The organism is Lederbergia ruris, assembly GCF_018332955.1.
Lineage (GTDB): Bacteria > Bacillota > Bacilli > Bacillales > Bacillaceae_C > Lederbergia > Lederbergia ruris.
Window position 1 is genome coordinate 66463 of record NZ_BORB01000014.1, and the last position, 20521, is coordinate 86983.

At 39.4% G+C, this 20521-nt stretch carries 13 protein-coding genes and 1 other annotated feature; of the genes, 7 read left to right on the top strand and 6 right to left on the bottom strand.

Features of this window, described 5'->3' with window-relative positions:
* Window positions 1-110 precede the first annotated feature (110 nt).
* From KI363_RS10005 to KI363_RS10020, 4 genes are all read left to right on the top strand, one after another.
* Entirely contained in the window at window positions 111-2603 is a 2493-nt protein-coding gene (locus KI363_RS10005) for a DNA translocase FtsK (protein ID WP_212966249.1), read from the top strand.
* Between the two features lie 269 nt (window positions 2604-2872).
* Window positions 2873-4192, top strand: coding sequence for a UDP-N-acetylmuramate--L-alanine ligase (gene murC / locus KI363_RS10010; RefSeq protein ID WP_158321387.1), 1320 nt, complete (start codon window positions 2873-2875; stop codon window positions 4190-4192).
* Between the two features lie 218 nt (window positions 4193-4410).
* Window positions 4411-4899 (top strand): DUF948 domain-containing protein, encoded by a 489-nt coding sequence (locus KI363_RS10015; protein WP_158321386.1) that lies wholly within the window; start codon window positions 4411-4413, stop codon window positions 4897-4899.
* Between the two features lie 21 nt (window positions 4900-4920).
* Window positions 4921-5445, top strand: coding sequence for a YtxH domain-containing protein (locus KI363_RS10020; RefSeq protein ID WP_212966251.1), 525 nt, complete (start codon window positions 4921-4923; stop codon window positions 5443-5445).
* Between the two features lie 346 nt (window positions 5446-5791).
* Here the strand turns inward: KI363_RS10020 and KI363_RS10025 are convergent, their stop codons facing one another.
* Entirely contained in the window at window positions 5792-7978 is a 2187-nt protein-coding gene (locus KI363_RS10025) for a cell division protein FtsA (RefSeq protein WP_158321384.1), read from the bottom strand.
* Window positions 7979-8341: 363 nt separating this feature from the next.
* Between KI363_RS10025 and ccpA the strand changes: the two genes are divergently transcribed.
* Complete coding sequence (gene ccpA / locus KI363_RS10030) at window positions 8342-9340, top strand: catabolite control protein A (RefSeq protein WP_158321383.1); 999 nt, start codon at window positions 8342-8344, stop codon at window positions 9338-9340.
* 136 nt (window positions 9341-9476) lie between these two features.
* On the opposite strand, the gene KI363_RS10035 is transcribed toward ccpA, so the two are convergent.
* From KI363_RS10035 to KI363_RS10045, 3 genes are read right to left on the bottom strand one after another with little or no spacing between them, the layout of a single operon-like run.
* Window positions 9477-10655 carry an acetoin utilization protein AcuC gene (locus tag KI363_RS10035; RefSeq protein ID WP_158321382.1) on the bottom strand — a complete coding sequence of 393 codons (1179 nt, stop codon included), beginning with the start codon at window positions 10653-10655 and terminating at the stop codon, window positions 9477-9479.
* Between the two features lies 1 nt (window position 10656).
* Window positions 10657-11304 (bottom strand): acetoin utilization AcuB family protein, encoded by a 648-nt coding sequence (locus KI363_RS10040; RefSeq protein WP_158321381.1) that lies wholly within the window; start codon window positions 11302-11304, stop codon window positions 10657-10659.
* A 29-nt stretch (window positions 11305-11333) separates the two neighbouring features.
* Window positions 11334-11966, bottom strand: coding sequence for a GNAT family N-acetyltransferase (locus KI363_RS10045; RefSeq protein WP_158321380.1), 633 nt, complete (start codon window positions 11964-11966; stop codon window positions 11334-11336).
* A 216-nt stretch (window positions 11967-12182) separates the two neighbouring features.
* Here KI363_RS10045 and acsA point away from each other — a divergent pair, with 216 nt between their 5' ends.
* Window positions 12183-13901: an acetate--CoA ligase gene (gene acsA / locus KI363_RS10050; protein ID WP_158321379.1), complete on the top strand. Its 1719-nt coding sequence runs from the start codon at window positions 12183-12185 to the stop codon at window positions 13899-13901.
* Between the two features lie 843 nt (window positions 13902-14744).
* Here acsA and KI363_RS10055 read toward each other — a convergent pair.
* Together KI363_RS10055 and KI363_RS10060 are read right to left on the bottom strand one after the other, a co-directional pair.
* A complete protein-coding gene (locus KI363_RS10055) occupies window positions 14745-15674 on the bottom strand; it encodes a nuclease-related domain-containing protein (RefSeq protein ID WP_158321378.1) in 930 nt (309 codons plus the stop codon).
* Window positions 15675-15818: 144 nt separating this feature from the next.
* Complete coding sequence (locus KI363_RS10060; protein WP_212966252.1) at window positions 15819-18773, bottom strand: transglycosylase domain-containing protein; 2955 nt, start codon at window positions 18771-18773, stop codon at window positions 15819-15821.
* Window positions 18774-18911: 138 nt separating this feature from the next.
* Window positions 18912-19131, top strand: a binding site (T-box leader).
* Window positions 19132-19178: 47 nt separating this feature from the next.
* Between KI363_RS10060 and tyrS the strand changes: the two genes are divergently transcribed.
* Window positions 19179-20444, top strand: a complete 1266-nt coding sequence (tyrS, locus tag KI363_RS10065) for a tyrosine--tRNA ligase (protein WP_158321376.1) — start codon at window positions 19179-19181, stop codon at window positions 20442-20444.
* Window positions 20445-20521: the final 77 nt, after the last annotated feature.

Consider the following 20521-nt stretch of genomic DNA (forward strand, 5'->3'; position numbering starts at 1 on the left):
GTGAGATTTGTTATAATGGAACAGGCAGATTTTTTTAAAATAAGAAAGAAATTGGCTATATCAGCTCCGCGCTTACGCTTTTCTTATAATGACAGTGAAAGAGGGATAGGATGTCCTGGCTTAAAAGATTTATTTCAAAATTTATGACTGAAGAGATCGATGAACAAGAACAACCTAGAAAAATGGACAATAAGAGTCATTCCCCATCCACAATGGAGACAAGGATGACTTATCAATATCCGAAAGGTAATTTTCGTTTTCCATTAATGCAAGACCCATCTGACAAACAAGTTCCTCCTAACAAAGGAACTCCAAAAAGTGAACAAAGAAATCGAAATGATCGAAAATATGAAAAGCCCTTTGTGACGGAGACAGAAAAAGAAGTTCCAAGGAAGAAAATCAGTCGGGAGAAAGTGGAAGACAAGAAAAATAAAAAAGTGGAAAGTCAATTAAAACAACCTTTCCGTCCAACTCATATACCATCACCCATTTTTGGTTATCAACGACCTGAAAAAAGTAGTACGGAATATGAGTTACAGGATTCTTTTTTAAAGAAACCAACCGAAAATAAAATAAAAGCGGAAAAGTTTTTTGATACAGAGGAGAAGGAAAAAGTAATCCCATTAACATTTTTATATCCTGAAACAGAACCACAAGTGGAGGATAAAGAGAAGGCAACAAAGGATAAACAAGAAGGGTTCGAAGTCCTAGATCCTGTACAGCACCAAGTAGAAGAGGATTCTGTAGGAGAGATAGAAGCTCCGGAGCTTTATATCGAAGAAGATCCTATCGAGGAGCAAATTTTTGAAGAGGCAGAGGATGAAAAGCTAGAAGAGACTATAGAACCAGAGCGACAGGAACAAGCGTCAGATGAACAGGGACCAAATCGTTCTGAAGAGGAGCCGAGTAGACCATCTTCTAGGAAAGAAAAGGCTCGTGCTGCTATGCCGTTTAATGTACTTATGTTAAAAAATGACCGGAAAAATTGGCAGGAAAGACAAGCAAAGAAGATGGAGCAGCCATTAAATGAAAAAGAAAGCGAGCCAAAGGAACAATCTTCGTCGCAAGATGTGAGGGGAGATGTGGAAGACCGTCAAATAGAAACAGTGGATCATTCAAAGGAGAGAGACACCATCCAAAGGTCGCCTATTTTGCCAGAGGATGAACAGAGAAAATATCAAGAAACCTATGATTACCCTGATTTATCTCTCCTCCATCCACCTGTAACAAAGGCGGACAATGGGAAATGGCTTGAGGAACAGAAGGATTTGTTAAATGAAACACTCGCGAATTTTAATGTTCAAGCACAAGTAGTTCAAGTCAGCCAAGGCCCCTCTGTGACAAGATTTGAAGTCCAACCTGAACGGGGTGTAAAAGTAAATAAAATCACAAATCTCAGTGATGACATTAAGCTAAGTATGGCGGCGCGGGATATTCGTATGGAGGCGCCAATCCCAGGGAAAAGATCGATTGGAATCGAGATCCCCAACCAAGATAGTAGGCCGGTGCAATTAAGTGAAATCATTGGTGATCCTATCTTTTTAGAATCTGAATCGCCCTTGACTGCTGCACTTGGGTTAGACATTTCAGGGAATTCGATTGTCACGGATTTACAAAAAATGCCACATGGCTTAATTGCAGGTGCCACAGGTTCAGGTAAAAGTGTTTGTATCAACTCGATTTTGGTTAGTTTGTTGTATAAAGCAAGACCCGATGAACTAAAATTGCTTCTAATCGATCCGAAAATGGTTGAATTGGCACCATATAACCATATTCCGCATTTAGTCAGTCCAGTTATTACAGATGTTAAGGCCGCTACAGCTTCTCTTAAATGGGCTGTCGAGGAAATGGAGCGAAGATATGAATTATTTGCTCATACTTCTGTTCGTAATATCGGCCGTTTTAATGAATTGGCTGAAGAAAATCGTCGCTTTAATGAAAAGTTACCTTATATCGTCATTATTATTGACGAACTTGCAGATTTAATGATGATGGCGCCACATGATGTAGAAGAATCGATTTGCCGAATCGCTCAAAAGGCGAGAGCTTGTGGAATCCATTTAATTATTGCGACACAGAGACCATCTGTCGATGTGATTACCGGACTGATCAAAGCAAATGTACCAACAAGAATTGCCTTTTCTGTTTCATCCCAAGTCGATTCAAGAACCATTATTGATATTAGTGGTGCTGAAAAATTACTTGGCCGTGGGGATATGTTATTTTTAGGAAGTGGCTCGTCTAAGCCAGTTCGACTCCAAGGGACTTTTGTATCTGATGGAGAAATCGATCGTGTGATTGAACATGTTCGTTCACAAGGTGATCCCGATTATCTTTTTGAGCAGGAGGAATTATTAAAGAAAACACAAACTCAAGATGAAGAAGATGAATTATATCTTGAATCTTGTGAGTTCGTGGTCAAACAAGGTAGTGCTTCAACTTCTATGATTCAGCGGCAATTTCGGATCGGCTATAATCGAGCAGCAAGATTGATTGATATGATGGAACAGCAAGGTGTGATTTCAGGGGCGAAGGGCAGTAAACCTCGAGATGTTTTAATAACAGAGAGTGAATTGGAATCCTTGCAAGAATCTATTTCATAGCTTTTTGAACATCCTCTTATATAGGGATACGTGGATTTTTGTTGTGATAGTCATCTACAATGAATAATGTTATAATGTTGGAATGGAAATGAATTTCATGACGGTTTTTTACATACAACCTAATGAACAGTTGGATAATAATAAGTAAATAAAACGGGAAATTTGTTGTTTGTCTAATTGGCTAATCGAGAAGAGCGTGAAAGATTTTAGCCAATTTAGGTTTTAGTTCATATGATAAGAATAGAGATACGTATGTTGGAGGTTCTAAAATGACGATATACCATTTTGTAGGTATTAAAGGCTCAGGTATGAGCGCACTCGCACAAATCCTTCATGATAAGGGATATCATGTACAGGGTTCAGATGTGGAGAAGTATTTCTTTACTCAAGCATCTTTGGAAAAATCAAATATTACTATTTTACCCTTTAGTCGTAAAAATATTAAACCGGGGATGAGAGTGATTGCAGGAAATGCTTTTCCGGACACGCATGAAGAAATCGAAGAAGCGGAAAGGTTAGGAATCCCTGTGATTCGCTATCATGCGTTTTTAGGGGAATTTTTAGAAAAGTTTACAAGTATTGCGGTGACCGGTTCACATGGAAAAACATCGACAACGGGATTGATGGCCCATGTGATGGGGGGTGCTAAACCAACTTCGTTTTTGATTGGGGATGGAACAGGATCTGGGGTGAAGGAAGCAGAATATTTTGTGTTCGAGGCATGCGAATATCGCAGACATTTTCTAGCCTATCATCCGGATTATGCGATTATGACCAATATTGATTTCGATCATCCAGACTATTTCACGAATATAGACGATGTATTCTCAGCATTCCAAGAAATGGCTATGCAAGTGAACAAAGCGATTATTGCTTATGGGGATGACGATTACTTACAAAAGATCCAAGCGAAAGCACCTGTCTTATATTATGGTTTTAGAGAAGAAAATGATTTTCAAGCTCGCAATGTACAGACGTCATCGAACGGCACATCCTTTGATGTTTATGTAAGAAACAATTTTTATGCAAATTTTGAAATTCCTTTGTACGGTGAACATAATGTATTAAATGCCCTATCTGTTATTGCTTTATGTCAATACGAGGATATTGATGTCAATATTTTGAAGGAACAATTCAAAGCTTTCAAAGGGGTTAAAAGACGGTTTACAGAGAAAAAGGTAGGGAATCAGGTTTTGGTGGATGACTACGCCCATCACCCAGCAGAAATAAGCGCGACGGTTCGAGCTGCACGGCAAAAATATCCTGAGAAGTCTGTTGTCGCTGTATTTCAACCACATACTTTTACAAGGACACAAACCTTTTTACAAGAATTTGCTGAAAGCTTAAGTGAAGCAGATAAAGTTTATTTATGTGATATTTTCGGTTCTGCTCGTGAAAATCATGGGAAACTGACCATTGAGGATTTACGAACGCAAATCAACGGGGCAGAAATCCTTGATGAGGAAGATACCTCCCCACTTCGTTTTTATGATCAAGCCGTGATATTGTTTATGGGCGCTGGAGATATTCAAAAGTTTCAATTGGAATATGAGAATTTCTTAGCAAAACAATTGAAAAAAGCCCAATAAGTTGTCTGTTTACAATTAAAACCTGGAGCGATTTTCCAGGTTTTTTATTTAACTGAATAGATTGAGTTAAAATAACATAAATTAAACAAAATATGACCATTTTCACAAATTTAATGAAACGGCAGGAATTTTATCTATTTATGACGAAGATTTAGTTGGGAAGAAGTTTGAATTTCGCATCAAAGGGTATTCAAATGTACATGGGAGGTGTTGGACGCGTGATAATCATTTTATATTTAAGTGTAGCTGTGATTGCGATCGCCTTTGTTATCCTTGTAATCAGTTTGATGAGAACAATGAACGAATTGAAGGGTACGATGGCAAGTGTAACACACACATTAGACAGTCTAAACAAACAACTTGAAGGTGTAACAAGTGAGACAACAATGTTGCTACATAAGACAAACAGCCTTGCGGAAGACATTCAGGGCAAAGTAGAGAGGTTGGATACCGTCGTAAATGCAGTACAGGATGTAGGGGGAACGGTCCAAGAGTTAAACCATTCTCTGAGAAAAGTCACTACCTCGATTTCATCATCAATGAATCGAAATCAAGAGAAAATTGCCCAAGTGGTACAATGGGGAGCAGCTTTTAAAGAAATAAAAGATAAATGGTTTGGTGAGAAAGGTAAACATAGGTCTTCACGAAAACAAAGATCGACTTCTCAAAAGGCGATCCCTGCTCCGAAATGGGAGCGAAGTCATTAAAAAATAGGGAGGAAGATTAAAATGGCAAATAACCAAAACGATACAAATAAAACCGGTAATTTTATGATTGGAGTTGTAGTAGGAAGTATTGTAGGAGCAGCAACCGCACTTCTAATGGCACCAAAATCTGGAAAAGAATTAAGAAGCGATATTGGAAGCCAAGTTGAAACCTTAAAGGATAAGTCCGATGAATGGAAAGAAACGGTTATGGAAAAAGGATCAGAATTAACCTCTACTGCGAAAGAAAAGACGGATCAACTACGTCAGGTTGCGGCAGAAAAAAGTAGCAATGTTGCCGATACTGTGAAAGAAACAACGGATAAGCTTCGAGGCGCCGTAAAGGATAAAACAGAGCAAGTGGCTGAATCTGTGAAAGATATGACAGACGGTTGGAAAGAGACGGTTAACGAAAATGTAGAACAGACTGCCGACCAACTAGAAAAGCGCGTCGACCAAGCCGACTCAGCGGTACAAGCGAATAGTGATGAAGTCGCAGAAAAAGCGGAAGAATTGGCTGATAAAGTAAATTCCTCTATGAATAATTAAGAACAAAAGCGCAAGCGCCCGTTTAGCGACGTACAAACTTGGAGAATAAGGTTCAAAGGCTAAATACGCGCCGTCCTGGCGGCAGACTCAATCGCGACGTCCTGTCGCTTCGTCTGCACTAGTACATCCTTGTACGTCGCAACGCCTTTGTGACCAACGTCCTGTTGGCCTGAGATAAAGGAAACACGATGAACCCAAAGGGTGAATCGTTGTTGACTTATCGTAGGAAGGCACCGAAAGTTTGCTAGTCGCTGGGCGCTGGAGCTGGATGTCAAACCGCAACGTAAACAGTTATCCACAAGCGACAAATTTTATAATTTCCTTAACCACAAGAAAAGCAGGCAGCTTATAAATCGCTGTCTGCTTTTTTCTTTCTGATATTATTGAGAGTGATTGGCCAAACAATTTCGAGTCGGTCTCCATCGTGAATAGGCGAGTAGAAAGTCGCCTCATGGCCATTAATCCTTAAGGAAAAGTTGCCTTTTGCCTTTTGTGGTTTATGTACTTCTACATATTTAAAGATATCTTGAAAGATAAAGCCATCATTGAGTCCCTCTTTATATTCAATTTCATCTCCATTATTTATGATGTTCTCAGAATCTAAGCGCGTTCCATTCTTAAAATATTCCATTGCGACTTTTTGGACAGTAACCGGCTGTTCTTCATAAAAAACAGTGATAGAACGTTGAATGGAGTGTTGCAGAAGTAAGGCAAGATTTTGAATGGATGGGATCATTTTTTGCACAATGGTTAATTCGATCTGATTTGGAAGTTTTTCGTTACTTTTAACTTCATTGCCATTAAGTAATATTTGTCCGGAAAAATACGGAAAAAACATTTCTTTTCCATTCAGTTTTATTCTAAAAGGATGGAGTAAAGACTGCAGCTCATCCAATTGCAGTATTTGGACAAGTTCATCAATCGTTTGCGGATATTTTGTTTGGATCACATCTCCATCTTGAATAACAGTATCTGAATCGACCTCTTTCCCATTTCGAATGATCATCATTTGAACAGGATATTTTTGTCCGTTAATGATCGCTGTTTTCTTTGGCACTTCGTCAAGTAAGTCTTTGATTTTTACTGAGGTGCGAACGCCATCTGCGCCTTTTTCCACTTTGAGTTGATCTCCATCTTGCACAATGTCATCCAATTGACATTCTTCCCCATTTTTTATAATGGTAGGTTCTTTTCCATACGTACCTGGTATTGTTAACGATTGTCCATTTAATGATATAAAGCTAGCTAAGCCCGGTTTTCCGTAAAGTTTTTTGATTGTGAGGCCGGAAGCTAGGAGACAATCGGAAACGGTTAGTTCTTTCACTGCAAACATATGACTAGGTTGTTCGTTTATCGTGAAAGATACATATTGAATCGGCATATTACGAGCTGAAATCGCAATCCCAATGGGCGTGATATTTTCTGGGCCATTCGAAATATGTTCAGAAAAGGTTAATCCTTGAATCGCATCAGCGCCTCTAATCGCCACTCGATTTTCCGGTAAAGCTAGAAGGTGGGCGATTTGTTTAGGGAGTTCCGGAGTCATACTCCCGCCACCGACAAGCATAACAGCTTTTGGAGGATGACCGTTATTTAATAATTTCACTTCATGGCTAATTTCTGTTGCCAATTTGTCAACAGCCGGTAAAATTTGTCCGATCACTTCTTCTTTTGAAATTTCTGTTTCAAAGCCTAGAATATCTTTTACTTTAACAAATTCTTGATCCCATAATTGTCGCTTTACTTGTTCCGCAACTGGAAAGTCTAATAGAAGCTGCTCACTAACGGCTTCTGTGATCTCATCACCTGCATTTGGAACCATGCCATAGGCGACAACAGTGCCTTCGTTTGTAATGGCTATATCGGACGTTCCTGCACCTATATCAATGAGTGCAACATTTAGCCTCCGCATTGAAACGGGAACAAGCACATTGATGGCAGCAATCGGTTCAAGTGTTAAGGCATCTAATTTTAGATGGGCTCTATTTAATGCTTTGATTAAGGAATCAACAACAGTCCTTGGTAAAAAGGTTGCAATAATTTCGACGGAAGCAATCTCTCCTTGTTGATCAATAAGACTTCCGATTACATCTTGATCAATAAAATAATGGAGGACGGAATAGCCAACACAATAGTAGGAATGCCTATGATCGCTATTCTGTTCTTGTGCCGCAATCGCCTGAGCGTTTTGGACAGCTGAAAGTTCCAAGTAAAGAACATCTTCTTTTGTTAGCATTGGTTTACCGGTAATATTCACTTCAGCTTTAGCTCTTTCTGTTTTTAAAGAACGACCAGCAGCAGCTACGCAAACCTTTGTTAAGCTTCCATGTTGTTTTTCTAAGTGCTTTTTTACTTCTGTAATCACTTCTGCCACAGCGACAATATCATGAATTTGCCCATCATGCATGGCCCTTGCTTTGTGCTCTTTCATAAATAAGTCTAGTACTTTATATTGATCAGCGGTTTGTTCGAGGATAAGGCCAACGACCGAACGAGTTCCAATATCTAAAGCGAAAATCCGCTCCTTTTTCATTGATAAATCACCTGCTTCTCTTTTTAAAAAATGCTTTTAACGTCAAAATAATGAATAAAATAAGAAGTTTTCAATCTTACATCACTTTTCAATACTCAATTGCGCGATTTTCTGCTATTATAAGAAATGTACCATAATCGGTTGCGGATGAGAAGAATGGTCAACAGATTGATACTATTTTTAAATATGTGTAATTTTCGTTGTGAAATAGTTCACTTGAGTGACAAAATTTGACAAGAAGAAATGATTTCATTTGCCTGATAATGAATCATTAGCGTATGATAATAAAAATGGGATATTTTGTTTAAAAATGGTTAGTTTTTAAGTTTTTTGTTGACAATAAATAAGAGGAGTGTGAGACCAATGAATATAACAATATATGATGTCGCAAGAGAAGCCAATGTCTCCATGGCAACTGTTTCTCGAGTGGTAAATGGTAATCCAAATGTGAAACCCGCGACACGCAAGAAGGTAATGGAAGTAATCCAACGTTTAGAATACCGTCCAAATGCTGTAGCAAGGGGTCTTGCAAGTAAAAAGACGACAACCGTTGGAGTAATTATCCCTGATATTTCGAGTATTTTCTATGCAGAATTAGCTCGAGGAATTGAAGATATTGCGACAATGTATAAATACAACATTATCCTAAGTAACTCTGATCAAAATTTGGATAAGGAAATGCGTCTGCTGAACACAATGTTAGGGAAACAAGTGGATGGAATTGTTTTTATGGGTGGTCATATTACGCAAACTCATATCGATGAATTTAAACGTTCTCCTGTTCCCATTGTACTAGCAGGATCCATCGACCCATCTGGAGGCGTTCCTTCGATTAATATTGATTATCGTCAAGCAACGTATGATGCAGTTTCTTATCTTATTGAACAAGGTCATAAAAATATTGGCTTTATGATTGGGCCTTTAAATAATCCAATTAATCTTGAGCAAAAATTAGTCGGTTATAAGGATGCGCTAGAAGCGGCAGGCATTGGATTCCAGGAGGAATATGTCATTGAAGGCGATGAAACGTATGAATCAGGCGTTGAGGTTTGGAAAAAATTCCATGATATGGAAGAGCGCCCAACCGCTATTATCGCAGGAAATGATGACATGGCCATTGGCATTATGAATGGAGCACAAGATGAGGGAGTTTCTATTCCGAATGAATTAGAAATTATTTCCTCTGATGATACGAAATTAGCTACTATGGTACGACCACAACTTTCTTCTATTTCTCAACCTCTTTATGATATTGGTGCAGTCGCGATGCGATTACTAACAAAATATATGAATAAAGAGGAAGTCGATGAGGGAACGATTTTGCTTCCACATCGAATTGAATATCGTGACACAACGAAATAAGCAAAAGTACGATTAAATAACCATTTCTTTTCATAAGTAGTAGAAAGATCCAAATCGAAGTGATTTGGATCTTTTTTACCTGTGGATAAGTTTTAACAGGAAGGTTTGTCGTCCGGCTCCAGCGCCTTTGTTCTAACTATTTTTTACCTTTTAGCTGCTCATTCTGTTGCCTAACAAAGTATAACGCCCGGTCTAAAGTTTGCTTGTTTTTGTCCTCAATGTCTAAGCGACGAGGAATAGGCTCGTACATACCGATTGGATCTTCCCAGTCCTTGATCAAGGGAAAGGGGGCCTTCTCTTGCCAGCTTTCAATCCACTCTTTCGGTAGGGGACCGGAGACTTCAGCCTGTTCCGTCATTTCTAACCAAATAAGCGACCAGGCTCTCGGTACTACTCTCCATATGTCATATCCGCCACCACCGACGGCTATCCATTTTCCAGCACAATATTGATGGGCAATTTTATGAGCAATTTTGGGAATTTCCCGATACGTCCTCATCGTAGTCGAAAGATGGGTTAATGGATCATAATAATGAGCATCAGCTCCATTTTGAGTGAACAAAATATCAGGCTTAAAATATTCTGCTATTTCCGTAATAGCCGTTGAGTAAGCGTTTAAAAAGGAGTCATCCTCAGTAAAAGCATCTAGCGGAATATTGAAAGAATAACCGTATCCACGATCTTGTCCCCATTCATTGACATTTCCTGTCCCTGGAAAAAGGTAGCGACCTGTTTCATGCAAGGACAATGTACAAACGGCATCATCATCATAGAAAGACGCTTGTACACCGTCCCCGTGATGGGCATCTGTATCAACATACATCACTCGCGCATTATATTTTTCGCGTAAATATTTGATGGCAACTGCACTATCATTATAAATACAAAAACCAGATGCTTTCCCACGAAATCCGTGATGCAGTCCGCCGCCAAGATGAAGGGCATGTAAGGCTCTCCCTTGCATGACTTCATCGACTGCTGTTAAAGTACCACCGACCAATCTGCTACTGGCTTCATGCATACCTGGAAAAATCGGCGTATCTTCTGTACCAATCCCATAGCTTTCCGCTTGATTACTAGGAAGTTCACCGACACTAGCTATTTTGACCGCTTCGATATAATTCTGCTGATGGTTGAGCCGTAATTCTTCCTCAGTCGCTATGCGTGGAGCCACAATATCCTCTGGGCTAATCGCGTTTATCTTTTTTAGTAAATCTAAAGTTAACACCAATCTTTGCTGGTTGAACGGGTGATGTTTGGAAAAACGATAGGTGAGTAACTCGTCAGAATAAATAAAAACAGAATCCTTTTTCATTTCATTCATCCAAACCAGGCATATTTGGCCAAATCACATCATGTCCAAATTCTTTCAAAGTTTGAACAAGCTTAAGTGGATTCATAGTAGCAACTCTAAATACCAGCACTTTATGGTCCATACTATGAGAATCAGGATAAAGCAAAACACTTAAGACATTGATTTGGTTATTTTTAAAAACAGAAGTCACCTCATGTAAAATACCAGCACGATTGGGGACTCTAATTTCAATCTGTGAACCAGGTTGGTCCGCGCCAGTTAACTTAACAAGCGTATGTAATAAATCAGTCCCAGTTACAAGCCCAACAAGTTTTTTGTTTTGAACAATGGGAAGACAACCAATTCGATGGATGAAGAATAAAGATGCCGCCTCTTCAACAAAATCTAGGGGGTGACCTGTGATTAGGTTTGTGACCATGATCTTTGATAAAGGCTGTTCGAGTAGTTCCTGGGCTTTATCTCCTTCCAATAAAACAGGTGTGGCTGCTTTAATATCTCTTTCCGTTACAAGTCCAACGATTTCGTGCTTTTTATTCATTAATGGTAAATGCCGAATTCTAGCTTCATGCATAAGTTCAATCGCTGATCTTAAAGAATCATCGGGAGTAAGGGTTATCACATTCTTTTTCATTATTTCTTCTACAATCAATCTAGTCAACTCCTTTTATAGAGGAATGTTTAATACATAAAACGGTTGATAAAACGAATATTATCAAATTTCTGGATAGAATCTGGGGAAACTCTTTTGCCTATACGGACCATTAAGCAATTGGCGGGATGAGAGGTGATCTCTGGATCATCTGTTGCATACCAAACAAGACCGCCTGAGCTCATCATTTTTTCCATCACTTTTCGGTATTCCCATACATTTAATCCAGTCCCTTTTAAATCCCAATGCCAATAATATTCTGTCGTGATAATAATATAATCTTCCATTGCATCATCCATCATGGATACATCCAACAAAGCCTTTCCAACACCTGCACCGCGGAAATCAGGAGCAACTTCAATCGCCCCAAGCTCAATTAAATTATCTAGACCACCTTGTGACCAGCGTTCAAGTGGATCAGGATATAAGAAGGTTACATAACCAACAACTTGATCTTCCTCCCGAGCAATAATAATTCGACCTTCTGGAAGATCGGCTATTTCCACTAACGCTTCCTGTTGCTGTTTAGCAGGCCTAAAAGCGACTAAGCCTTCATGAAAATCTAGACTTGCAAGCATATCCCCCGATATCGGACCCTCAATCAGCAATGTTCCATTTTTACTTTTAAGCTGTCTAGCATTATATGTTTTTTTGTGTTCCATTCAATTGCCCCGCTTTCAGCTATATGTATGATCATTAAAAAACTCTTAAATATATTGTGAAAGAATTGTGAATGAGTGACTCTTATATTATAATAGTATACACCATTTGTAGAAAGCGTATACAGCAATTGCTATCTTAAAATAAGAGTTTTATATAGCGAATGCGAAGCTACAGAAATGGTGAATGTAAATCGAACAAAAGGGAGTTGTCAAGAAATGGACTTGCAAGCGTTACCAGTTGTTCAGGGAAAATACAATCTAGAAAATTACGAGGACACTTGTGCAAATTTTGATTGGTCTGATACCGAGAAACAATTCTCATGGTATGAAACGGGTCGAGTGAATATGGCCTATGAAGCGATTGATCGCCATGCAGAATCCTTTAGAAAAAACAAGGTCGCTCTTTATTTTCGTGACGACAATCGGGAAGAAAAATATACATTTCGCGAAATGAAATTATTAACGAATAAGGCCGCCAACGCTTTGAAAACACATGGAAATGTTGAAAAAGGGGATCGAGTCTTCATCTTTATGCCCCGTTCTCCAGAATTATATTTTGCTATATTGGGATCAATTAAGCTAGGTGCGATCGTCGGTCCTTTATTCGAAGCCTTTATGGAAGGAGCTGTGAAAGATAGATTAGAAGATAGTGAAGCGAAAGCCCTTGTCACGACTCCAGAATTACTTGAAAGGGTTCCTGTCGAAGAATTACCTAATTTAAAGAGCGTTTTCCTGGTAGGGAAAGATATCGAAGAATCAGATACGATCATCGACTTTAATAAACGCATGGCAGAGGCTGATCGCAATTTAGAGATTGAATGGGTTGATCGGGAAGATGGTTTAATTTTGCATTATACTTCTGGTTCAACTGGCCGTCCCAAAGGCGTCCTTCACGTTCATAATGCCATGATTCAGCAATACCAGACAGCCCGTTGGGTATTAGATTTACAGGAAGAAGATGTCTATTGGTGTACTGCTGATCCAGGGTGGGTAACAGGGACATCGTACGGAATTTTTGGTCCATGGTTAGCAGGTGCGTCTAATGTGATTGTAGGAGGAAGATTTAAGCCAGAAACCTGGTATCAAACCTTAGAGGATTTTGGCGTGACGGTGTGGTATAGCGCCCCAACGGCGTTCAGAATGTTGATGAGTGCTGGAGATGAGTTAGTCAAACAATTTGATCTTTCCGAACTTCGCCATGTGATGAGTGTGGGGGAACCGCTCAATCCTGAAGTAATTCGCTGGGGATTGAAAGTTTTCAATAAGCGCATTCATGATACATGGTGGATGACAGAAACAGGTGCACAATTGATTGTGAATTTCCCTTGCTTAGAAATTAAACCAGGCTCCATGGGCAAACCAATTCCAGGTGTGGAAGCCGCCATTGTAGATGATCAAGGCAATATCTTACCACCTAATCGAATGGGGAACCTAGCGATTAAGAAAGGATGGCCATCCATGATGCGTGAGATTTGGAATAACCAAGCAAAATATGACTCCTATTTTCTACCAGGAGGCTGGTATGTGTCAGGGGATTCCGCCTATATGGATGAAGATGGATACTTCTTCTTCCAAGGGAGAGTAGATGATGTGATCATGACCTCTGGAGAGCGGGTTGGTCCATTTGAAGTGGAAAGTAAAATTTTGGAGCACCCGGCTGTGGCAGAAGCAGGTGTGATTGGAAAGCCTGATCCTGTTCGTGGTGAAATCATTAAGGCGTTTGTTGCGCTACTTGAAGGAAACGAACCAACAGATGAATTAAAAGAGGATATTAGACAATTTGTGAAAAAGGGGCTTGCCGCCCATGCCGCTCCGCGTGAAATTGAATTCCGTGATAAGCTACCTAAGACGCGAAGTGGGAAAATCATGCGTCGCGTATTAAAAGCTTGGGAACTTGATTTACCAACGGGTGATTTATCGACAATGGAAGACTAGAAAAGCGGAAACGCCCGAGAATAGGGAGAATGCTGAAGAGGTACGACAACAAGCGTGCTGTTCTAACTGACCTACATTATGTAGGCTTGCGCCGTATTAATAGAAAAGTGGCTACTCTATCAAGGAGTAGCCACATTTTTATTAGATAAGCAATATAAAATTGGGAAGTGTCTAGCCCGAGAGGCTTGCAAGATGCGAGTCCATCAGAAAAAGAGCAAACCGGGCCAAACCTACGGGTAATCCAAGAACCCGGTAACGATTGAGAGAGAATCGTGCCCGAAACTATGATTCTGCGAGAACCTTGTAACGATTGGGGTAGAATGATGCCCGAAACCGTGATTCAGCTGAGAAACTGGTAACGATCGAGAGGGGATCGTGCCCAAATCTATGAGTTAGCCAAGAACTAGGTAACGATCGAGGTAGAATGGTGCCCGAAATCGTGATACAGCTGAGAAACTGGTAACGATCGAGAGGGGATCGTGCCCAAATTTATGAGTTAGCCAAGAACTAGGTAACGATCGAGGTAGAATGGTGCCCGAAACCGTGATTCAGCTGAGAAACTGGTAACGATCGAGAGGGGATCGTGCCCAAATCTATGAGTTAGCCAAGAACTCGGTAACAATCGAGGTAGAATGGTGCCCGAAATCGTGATACAGCCTAGTAACCAGTAACGATCGAGATAGAATCGTACCCAAAACTACGCTTTAGCCAAGACCCTGGTAACGATTAACGTTGAATCATGTTCGAAACTACGGCTCTGATAAGAATATACTCATATAGGAAGTCTCATAATGATTACGGGTTTATCGTTAACTTGGAATGAAGTAGTTTTATCACAAAATACTACTGTTTATAAAGAAAATGTGAGGCTTTTGCCCTTTTGACGAGTGTTAAATGCTTTGTTAAAATCCTTCTTATTGTTTTTTTAGAGAGAATAAAGCCACACCACTCGTGTATTGCATTCGTCGTGATTTTTCTATCTGGAAATAGAAGGTGGAATTCCTCCAAACTTTGCATGACAGCCGCTTCTAAATCTTCTTCGCACCCACATTTTTCACACCGGAGCTTTTTATAAGTAAAAGGGGTTAGTAAGCTTGTACAGGTTGAACAAAGGATTCCTTTTGTCAATTGCTCGTGTTTATATTGGGGCAAACGTTCAAAAATAGACTGGTCCTGATGATTCTTCACGAATTGTTCTGCCATTTTTATCTGCTTTTGTGTGACGGCTGTAGTGGAGGTTGTTAGTTTTTCGATAAATCGCTTAAGTTGTGTTGGGAAAATCATCGGTTGGTTCAGTGGAGCGTGATATAAGGTGAATTCTGGATTGATGAAGATGATATAGGACTCTATCGATACATCATGTCCCCAATTTTGGAGTAATTGACGGAGTAAAAATTCACTTCTTTTGAGTTGAAGTAGAGGATTTCTGATTTCTTTCCGTGTTGTAGCTACGTACCATTGATCCTGTTGAAAATAAAAATCTCCTTCGTAATTTTTGATTTCAAACATAAAAATCTTTTTGCGCTGCATAAGAAGACTATCGATTTGAAATTCTGTTTGGTTCGCTTGTAAAAGTAAATCATACAGAATGAGCTGGTCCTTTAATCCTGTTTGTTGGAGAAGGCTGTAAAACGCTAGTTCTCCCTCATAACCTTTTTTGAGATTTTCATAGTGTTGTTTTTCTTGTGGGGATAACTCCATTCGTGGAAGTAAAGATTGAAAAATGGCCAATTCTTTTGGGGGGAGAGGTTTTCTATGAGGCTTTGTTGACATTGAATCATTCCTTTCCTAATTTTGAAAAATTCCATAAATTCATAGTAAGCGATTTTCCATTTGATTTCAAGCATAGAATAGTATTTTCTAGTTATAACAAATAAACGGAGAACATTTTAGTTCTCCGTTTGTTATGTCTTCATCCTATTGTTCTTTTTTCTCTTTATTTTGATCGTCTGGCTCGACTTTCTCTTGTTTCTCTTTCTCTTGTTCCTTATCCTGCTTTTCTACTTCTTTCTTCTCTTTTTCCTCTTGCTTTTTTTCCTTTTCCTGTTGCGTATCTGCTATCTTTTGCGGATTTTCTTTTTTCGGATTGGCATCTTCATTTTTCTTTGCAACATCTTCCTTTTTTTCTTCTTTCTTCTCTTGTCCTACACGATTAGATGGTTTAGATTCTCTTCCCGCAATATCCACTGCTACAACATAGAATTTACCATTTCCGACATTTTGAGAGAGTGTACCATCAGAGAGAACGGAGGCAATTTTTTTACCAGCTTCATTATATACACGATAACCGACTACATCATGACTTCCTGATCTACTCCATGTAAGGGTATGACCACTCAATTTTGCAGAAACAGCCGCCGGAGCTTTCCCATCGTCCTGTAATTTCGCATCGGCTACAAGCAGATTTCCCCATTGAGAATTGGCTGGAACAAGTTGGGAAAAGTCATTCACATAGCCGTATGTTATACGATTCAGAAAACCTGGGTTGATGATTAATCCAGTCTTAGTAAATTCTTTTGGTGTAGAAGGCAAAGCTGCATACTTCTTACCATTAGCTAAAACATAGCGTCCACCAGCACCTAAGCTATCATCGGTTTTGTTCGGCACATATTTCGCATTATATATATCGGTCCGAACGAGCCCAGCCTTTTGACAGGCTTCAGATGGAGCCATTCCAGATACGGCACAGTAAGAACGGCTTACAATCCCACCAGGGGCTTTAAAACGTTCCTTTGGTGCAATTAATTCTGGATCTACATCGTAAGCGGCATTCATCAAGTTTGCCCAAATTCGATAATTCCGTTGACCATTATCTGTATTTGATGTTCGATTAGAAGCATAACCAAGCCATGTTCCAAATGTGATATTTGGATTTGATCCTATTAACCAAGTATCTTTATAATCATTCGTTGTCCCTGTTTTTCCCGCCCAATCTGTAGAAAACTTTAACATACCGGGAACCGAGGAAGCTGTAGCTCCTGGACGGTTAAATACGCCGCGCATCATATCAATCATTAAGTAGGCTGTTTGCGGGCTGAAAACTTCAACAGGTTTCTTTTTATGTTCATAGACGATATTGCCATCATGATCTGTAATCTTATCAATCATATAGGCATCAACGAATTTTCCGCCATTGGCAAAGGTTGTATAGGCATTGGTATTCTCTTCAACCGTCACCCCGTGAGTAAGTCCGCCGAGTGCAACGGAGGGATATGTTGCTTCGTCTTTACTTACAGTAGTGATCCCCATCTTACGCAAGTATTGACCAGGATCTTTGTCGCGAATTTTCCAAAATGTACTAACGGCTGAGGCATTATAAGAATTGGCTAAAGCCTCCCGTGCCGATACAAGGCCATAATATCTCCAAGAGGAGTAGTTTTTGGGTGTGTACGTCCCACCGGAACCATTAGGGAAATTATACGGTAAATCTGCAATTACGGCGCCTGGAGCACTTTCTCCCATTTCGATCGCAGGTCCATAAACAAGTAATGGTTTCATGCTTGATCCATTTTGTCTTGGCACACTTGTTGCGTAATTCCATTGATCTAGTTTAAAATCTCGGCCCCCAACAAAACTTAAGATTTTCCCAGTTTTATTGTCAATTAAAATCGCGCCGATTTGCATCGGATCATCGACTTCTTCCATTTTGCCTGTCTCTGGATTTTTTCGTTCTCTTCTATAAGTAGGTCCGAAGTTTTGATAATCATTTTTTGCTTTCTCAAAAGCCTCATATAATTTTTTGTCAATCGTTGAATGAATTTGATAGCCATTTTGGCGAATATCTCGATCAGCTAATGTCAAATATTTCCTTTTTAGTTCTTCATCTTCCCGTAAATCTTTTGGTTTATAGTCATCTTGTTTAGCTAGTATTTCAGCTAATATTTCAATCGATCTTTCTTCAATTTCCTCCATTAAAGCAGGGTACTTATCATAAGACCGTGGCTGTTTAGAGATGAAATCTTTGGTGATGTCATATGCAATGGCATCTTGATATTCTTTTTCCGTAATATATTCCTCTTTTTTCATTCTTTTTAAAACAGTTTTCATGCGGTTTAATCCAGGTTCTAATAGCTCCTTTTCCTTCAGCTCACCTTGGTTTGTAAAGGGAGTATACCTGAATGGACTCTGAGGTAAACCAGCAATGAATGCGGCTTGTGGAAGGGTAAGATCTTTTGCATCTTTACCAAAGATCCCTGTTGCAGCCGCCTGTACACCTCCAACATTTTGTCCAGTGGAATTCCGGCCAAAAGTCGTGACATTCAAATAGGCTTCTAGAATTTCATCCTTATCCATAAAACGTTCGATACGAAGGGCAAGTAAAACTTCTTTTGCCTTCCGATCAAAAGAAACTTCATTTGTAAGAATTTGGTTTTTAATTAACTGCTGTGTAAGCGTACTTCCCCCTGATTGCACAGCTGAATTGGTAAATTCTTGGAAAACGGCTCTAAAAAGAGCTTTTGGTACCACACCTTTATGTTCATAAAAATATTCGTCTTCCGTCGCAACAACAGCTTTCTTTAGATAATCAGACACTTGATCAATCTTAATTTCCTCGCGGTCAATATCTGTGCGTAATTTTCCTAATTCTACCTTATTGGCAAAATAAACAGTAGAAGTTTCCTCATATTGGTGAACACTTTTTACCATCTCATCTTTTGCTAACACCTTTTGGTCTTTGACAAGCGATGCAAAATAACCTAATCCAATCCCACCAGCAAAAGCTCCCCCAATAATAAAGACAATAATAAATAAAAGCAGAAGATTCCACGTCACACCATATGTAACCCTTACGCCTCTTAAGATCGACTTATAATGAATTTTGGAAGCAAATGTTTTTATATTCTCCCAAATTTTATGCATCTGGTCTTTCATTCTTTTTCATCCCTCCCAAAAATCATTCCTATTATAGCATAATTCAGGAATAGGAATGGTAGAGTAAACGAAAATTTTATAGAAATTTGACAACCAAGGGGAAATATGGTTAAAATACTTTAAAGTTCATTTAAAAAAATACTTGCTTTGATAGGAATAAGTAGTGGGCTGTCCCTGTTATAAGAGAATCGATGGTTGGTGCAAATCGATACACACAGTTTAACGAATTACCTCCTTGAGCATTTGTCGTGAGAAATCAAAAATAGCGACAAACGGTAATGCCGTTATAGATGAGAGTGGGGAAGAGAGTAATCGATTCCCAAGTTGGGTGGTAACACGGTGATGAATCGTCCCTTCGTTTTTACGAAGGGGCGTTTTTTATTTTTTAGGAAGAGAGGAACTTGTATGAGTACATTAATGGATGATTTAAAGTGGAGAGGGTTAATTTATCAAGAAACCGATGCAGATGGATTAGCGGATACATTAGATAATGAAAAAATTTCTTTATATTGTGGGGTGGACCCAACCGCAGATAGTATGCATATAGGACATTTATTACCATTCTTAACCTTAAGGCGGTTTCAAAAACATGGTCATCGCCCGATTGTTTTGGTTGGCGGAGCAACAGGATTGATCGGCGACCCAAGTGGAAAAAAAGAAGAAAGAAAGCTGCAAACGATGGAACAGGTTGAGAAAAATGTGCAAGGACTTAAAAAGCAGCTAGAACAAATCTTTGACTTTCAAGGTGAAAATGGAGCGATTCTGACAAACAACTTTGAATGGGTAGGATCAATGGATCTGATTACCTTCTTAAGAGATTACGGAAAAAATATTGGTGTCAATTATATGTTGGCCAAGGATATTGTTTCATCACGCTTAGAGTCAGGCATCTCATTTACTGAGTTTACGTATACGATTCTTCAAGCGATCGATTTTTATCAATTGTACGAAAACTGGAACTGTAAAATGCAGATTGGTGGAAGTGATCAATGGGGAAATATTACGACCGGATTAGAAATGATTCGGAAAATGGCTGGAGAAGGAGCAAAAGCCTATGGTATGACGATTCCTCTAGTGACGAAAGCAGATGGAACAAAATTCGGTAAAACAGAGAGTGGCGCAATTTGGCTCGATCCGGTCAAAACGACGCCTTACGAATTTTACCAATTCTGGATTAATACATCTGATGCCGATGTGGTCAAATATTTAAAGCTGTTTACCTTTTTGGATCGAACAGAAATCGAAGAGTTGGAGAAATCGGTCCAATCAGAAGCACATTTACGAAAAGCACAACGGACATTGGCAGAAGAAATGACACGGTTAATTCATGGAGAAGAGGCCTTACAACAAGCGATTCGCATAACGGAAGCTCTATTTAGTGGAAACATTGCTTCTTTAAGTGCAAGGGAAATTGAACAAGGCTTAAAGGATGTCCCTACATTTGAACATGAAGAGGGAATGGAAGCTGGACTAGTCGAAATTCTAGTGCAGGCAAAAATCTCTCCTTCCAAACGTCAGGCAAGAGAAGACATACAAAATGGGGCAGTCTCCATTAATGGGGAGAAAACGACAGATCTACATTATAAGTTAGAGGAAAAAGACAAATTGGACGGAAAATTTACCGTCATCCGCCGTGGAAAGAAAAAATATTATTTGATTCAATATAAATAAGTATGGAATAGGCCGGCTTTTCTAAAGTCGGCTTATATTTTGCAGGAAGTTGAGATCTTGACAGAAAAGATATATTA

Bases quoted from the DNA above. Each gene is read 5' to 3' on its own strand.
- KI363_RS10035 (WP_158321382.1), bottom strand. From the start codon at position 10,655: ATGAAAAAGGATTCTGTTTTTATTTATTCTGACGAGTTACTCACCTAT.
- KI363_RS10005 (WP_212966249.1), top strand. From the start codon at position 111: ATGTCCTGGCTTAAAAGATTTATTTCAAAATTTATGACTGAAGAGATC.
- KI363_RS10020 (WP_212966251.1), top strand. From the start codon at position 4,921: ATGGCAAATAACCAAAACGATACAAATAAAACCGGTAATTTTATGATT.
- KI363_RS10045 (WP_158321380.1), bottom strand. From the start codon at position 11,966: ATGGAACACAAAAAAACATATAATGCTAGACAGCTTAAAAGTAAAAAT.
- tyrS (WP_158321376.1), top strand. From the start codon at position 19,179: ATGAGTACATTAATGGATGATTTAAAGTGGAGAGGGTTAATTTATCAA.
- KI363_RS10060 (WP_212966252.1), bottom strand. From the start codon at position 18,773: ATGAAAGACCAGATGCATAAAATTTGGGAGAATATAAAAACATTTGCT.
- acsA (WP_158321379.1), top strand. From the start codon at position 12,183: ATGGACTTGCAAGCGTTACCAGTTGTTCAGGGAAAATACAATCTAGAA.
- murC (WP_158321387.1), top strand. From the start codon at position 2,873: ATGACGATATACCATTTTGTAGGTATTAAAGGCTCAGGTATGAGCGCA.
- ccpA (WP_158321383.1), top strand. From the start codon at position 8,342: ATGAATATAACAATATATGATGTCGCAAGAGAAGCCAATGTCTCCATG.
- KI363_RS10055 (WP_158321378.1), bottom strand. From the start codon at position 15,674: ATGTCAACAAAGCCTCATAGAAAACCTCTCCCCCCAAAAGAATTGGCC.
- KI363_RS10025 (WP_158321384.1), bottom strand. From the start codon at position 7,978: ATGAAAAAGGAGCGGATTTTCGCTTTAGATATTGGAACTCGTTCGGTC.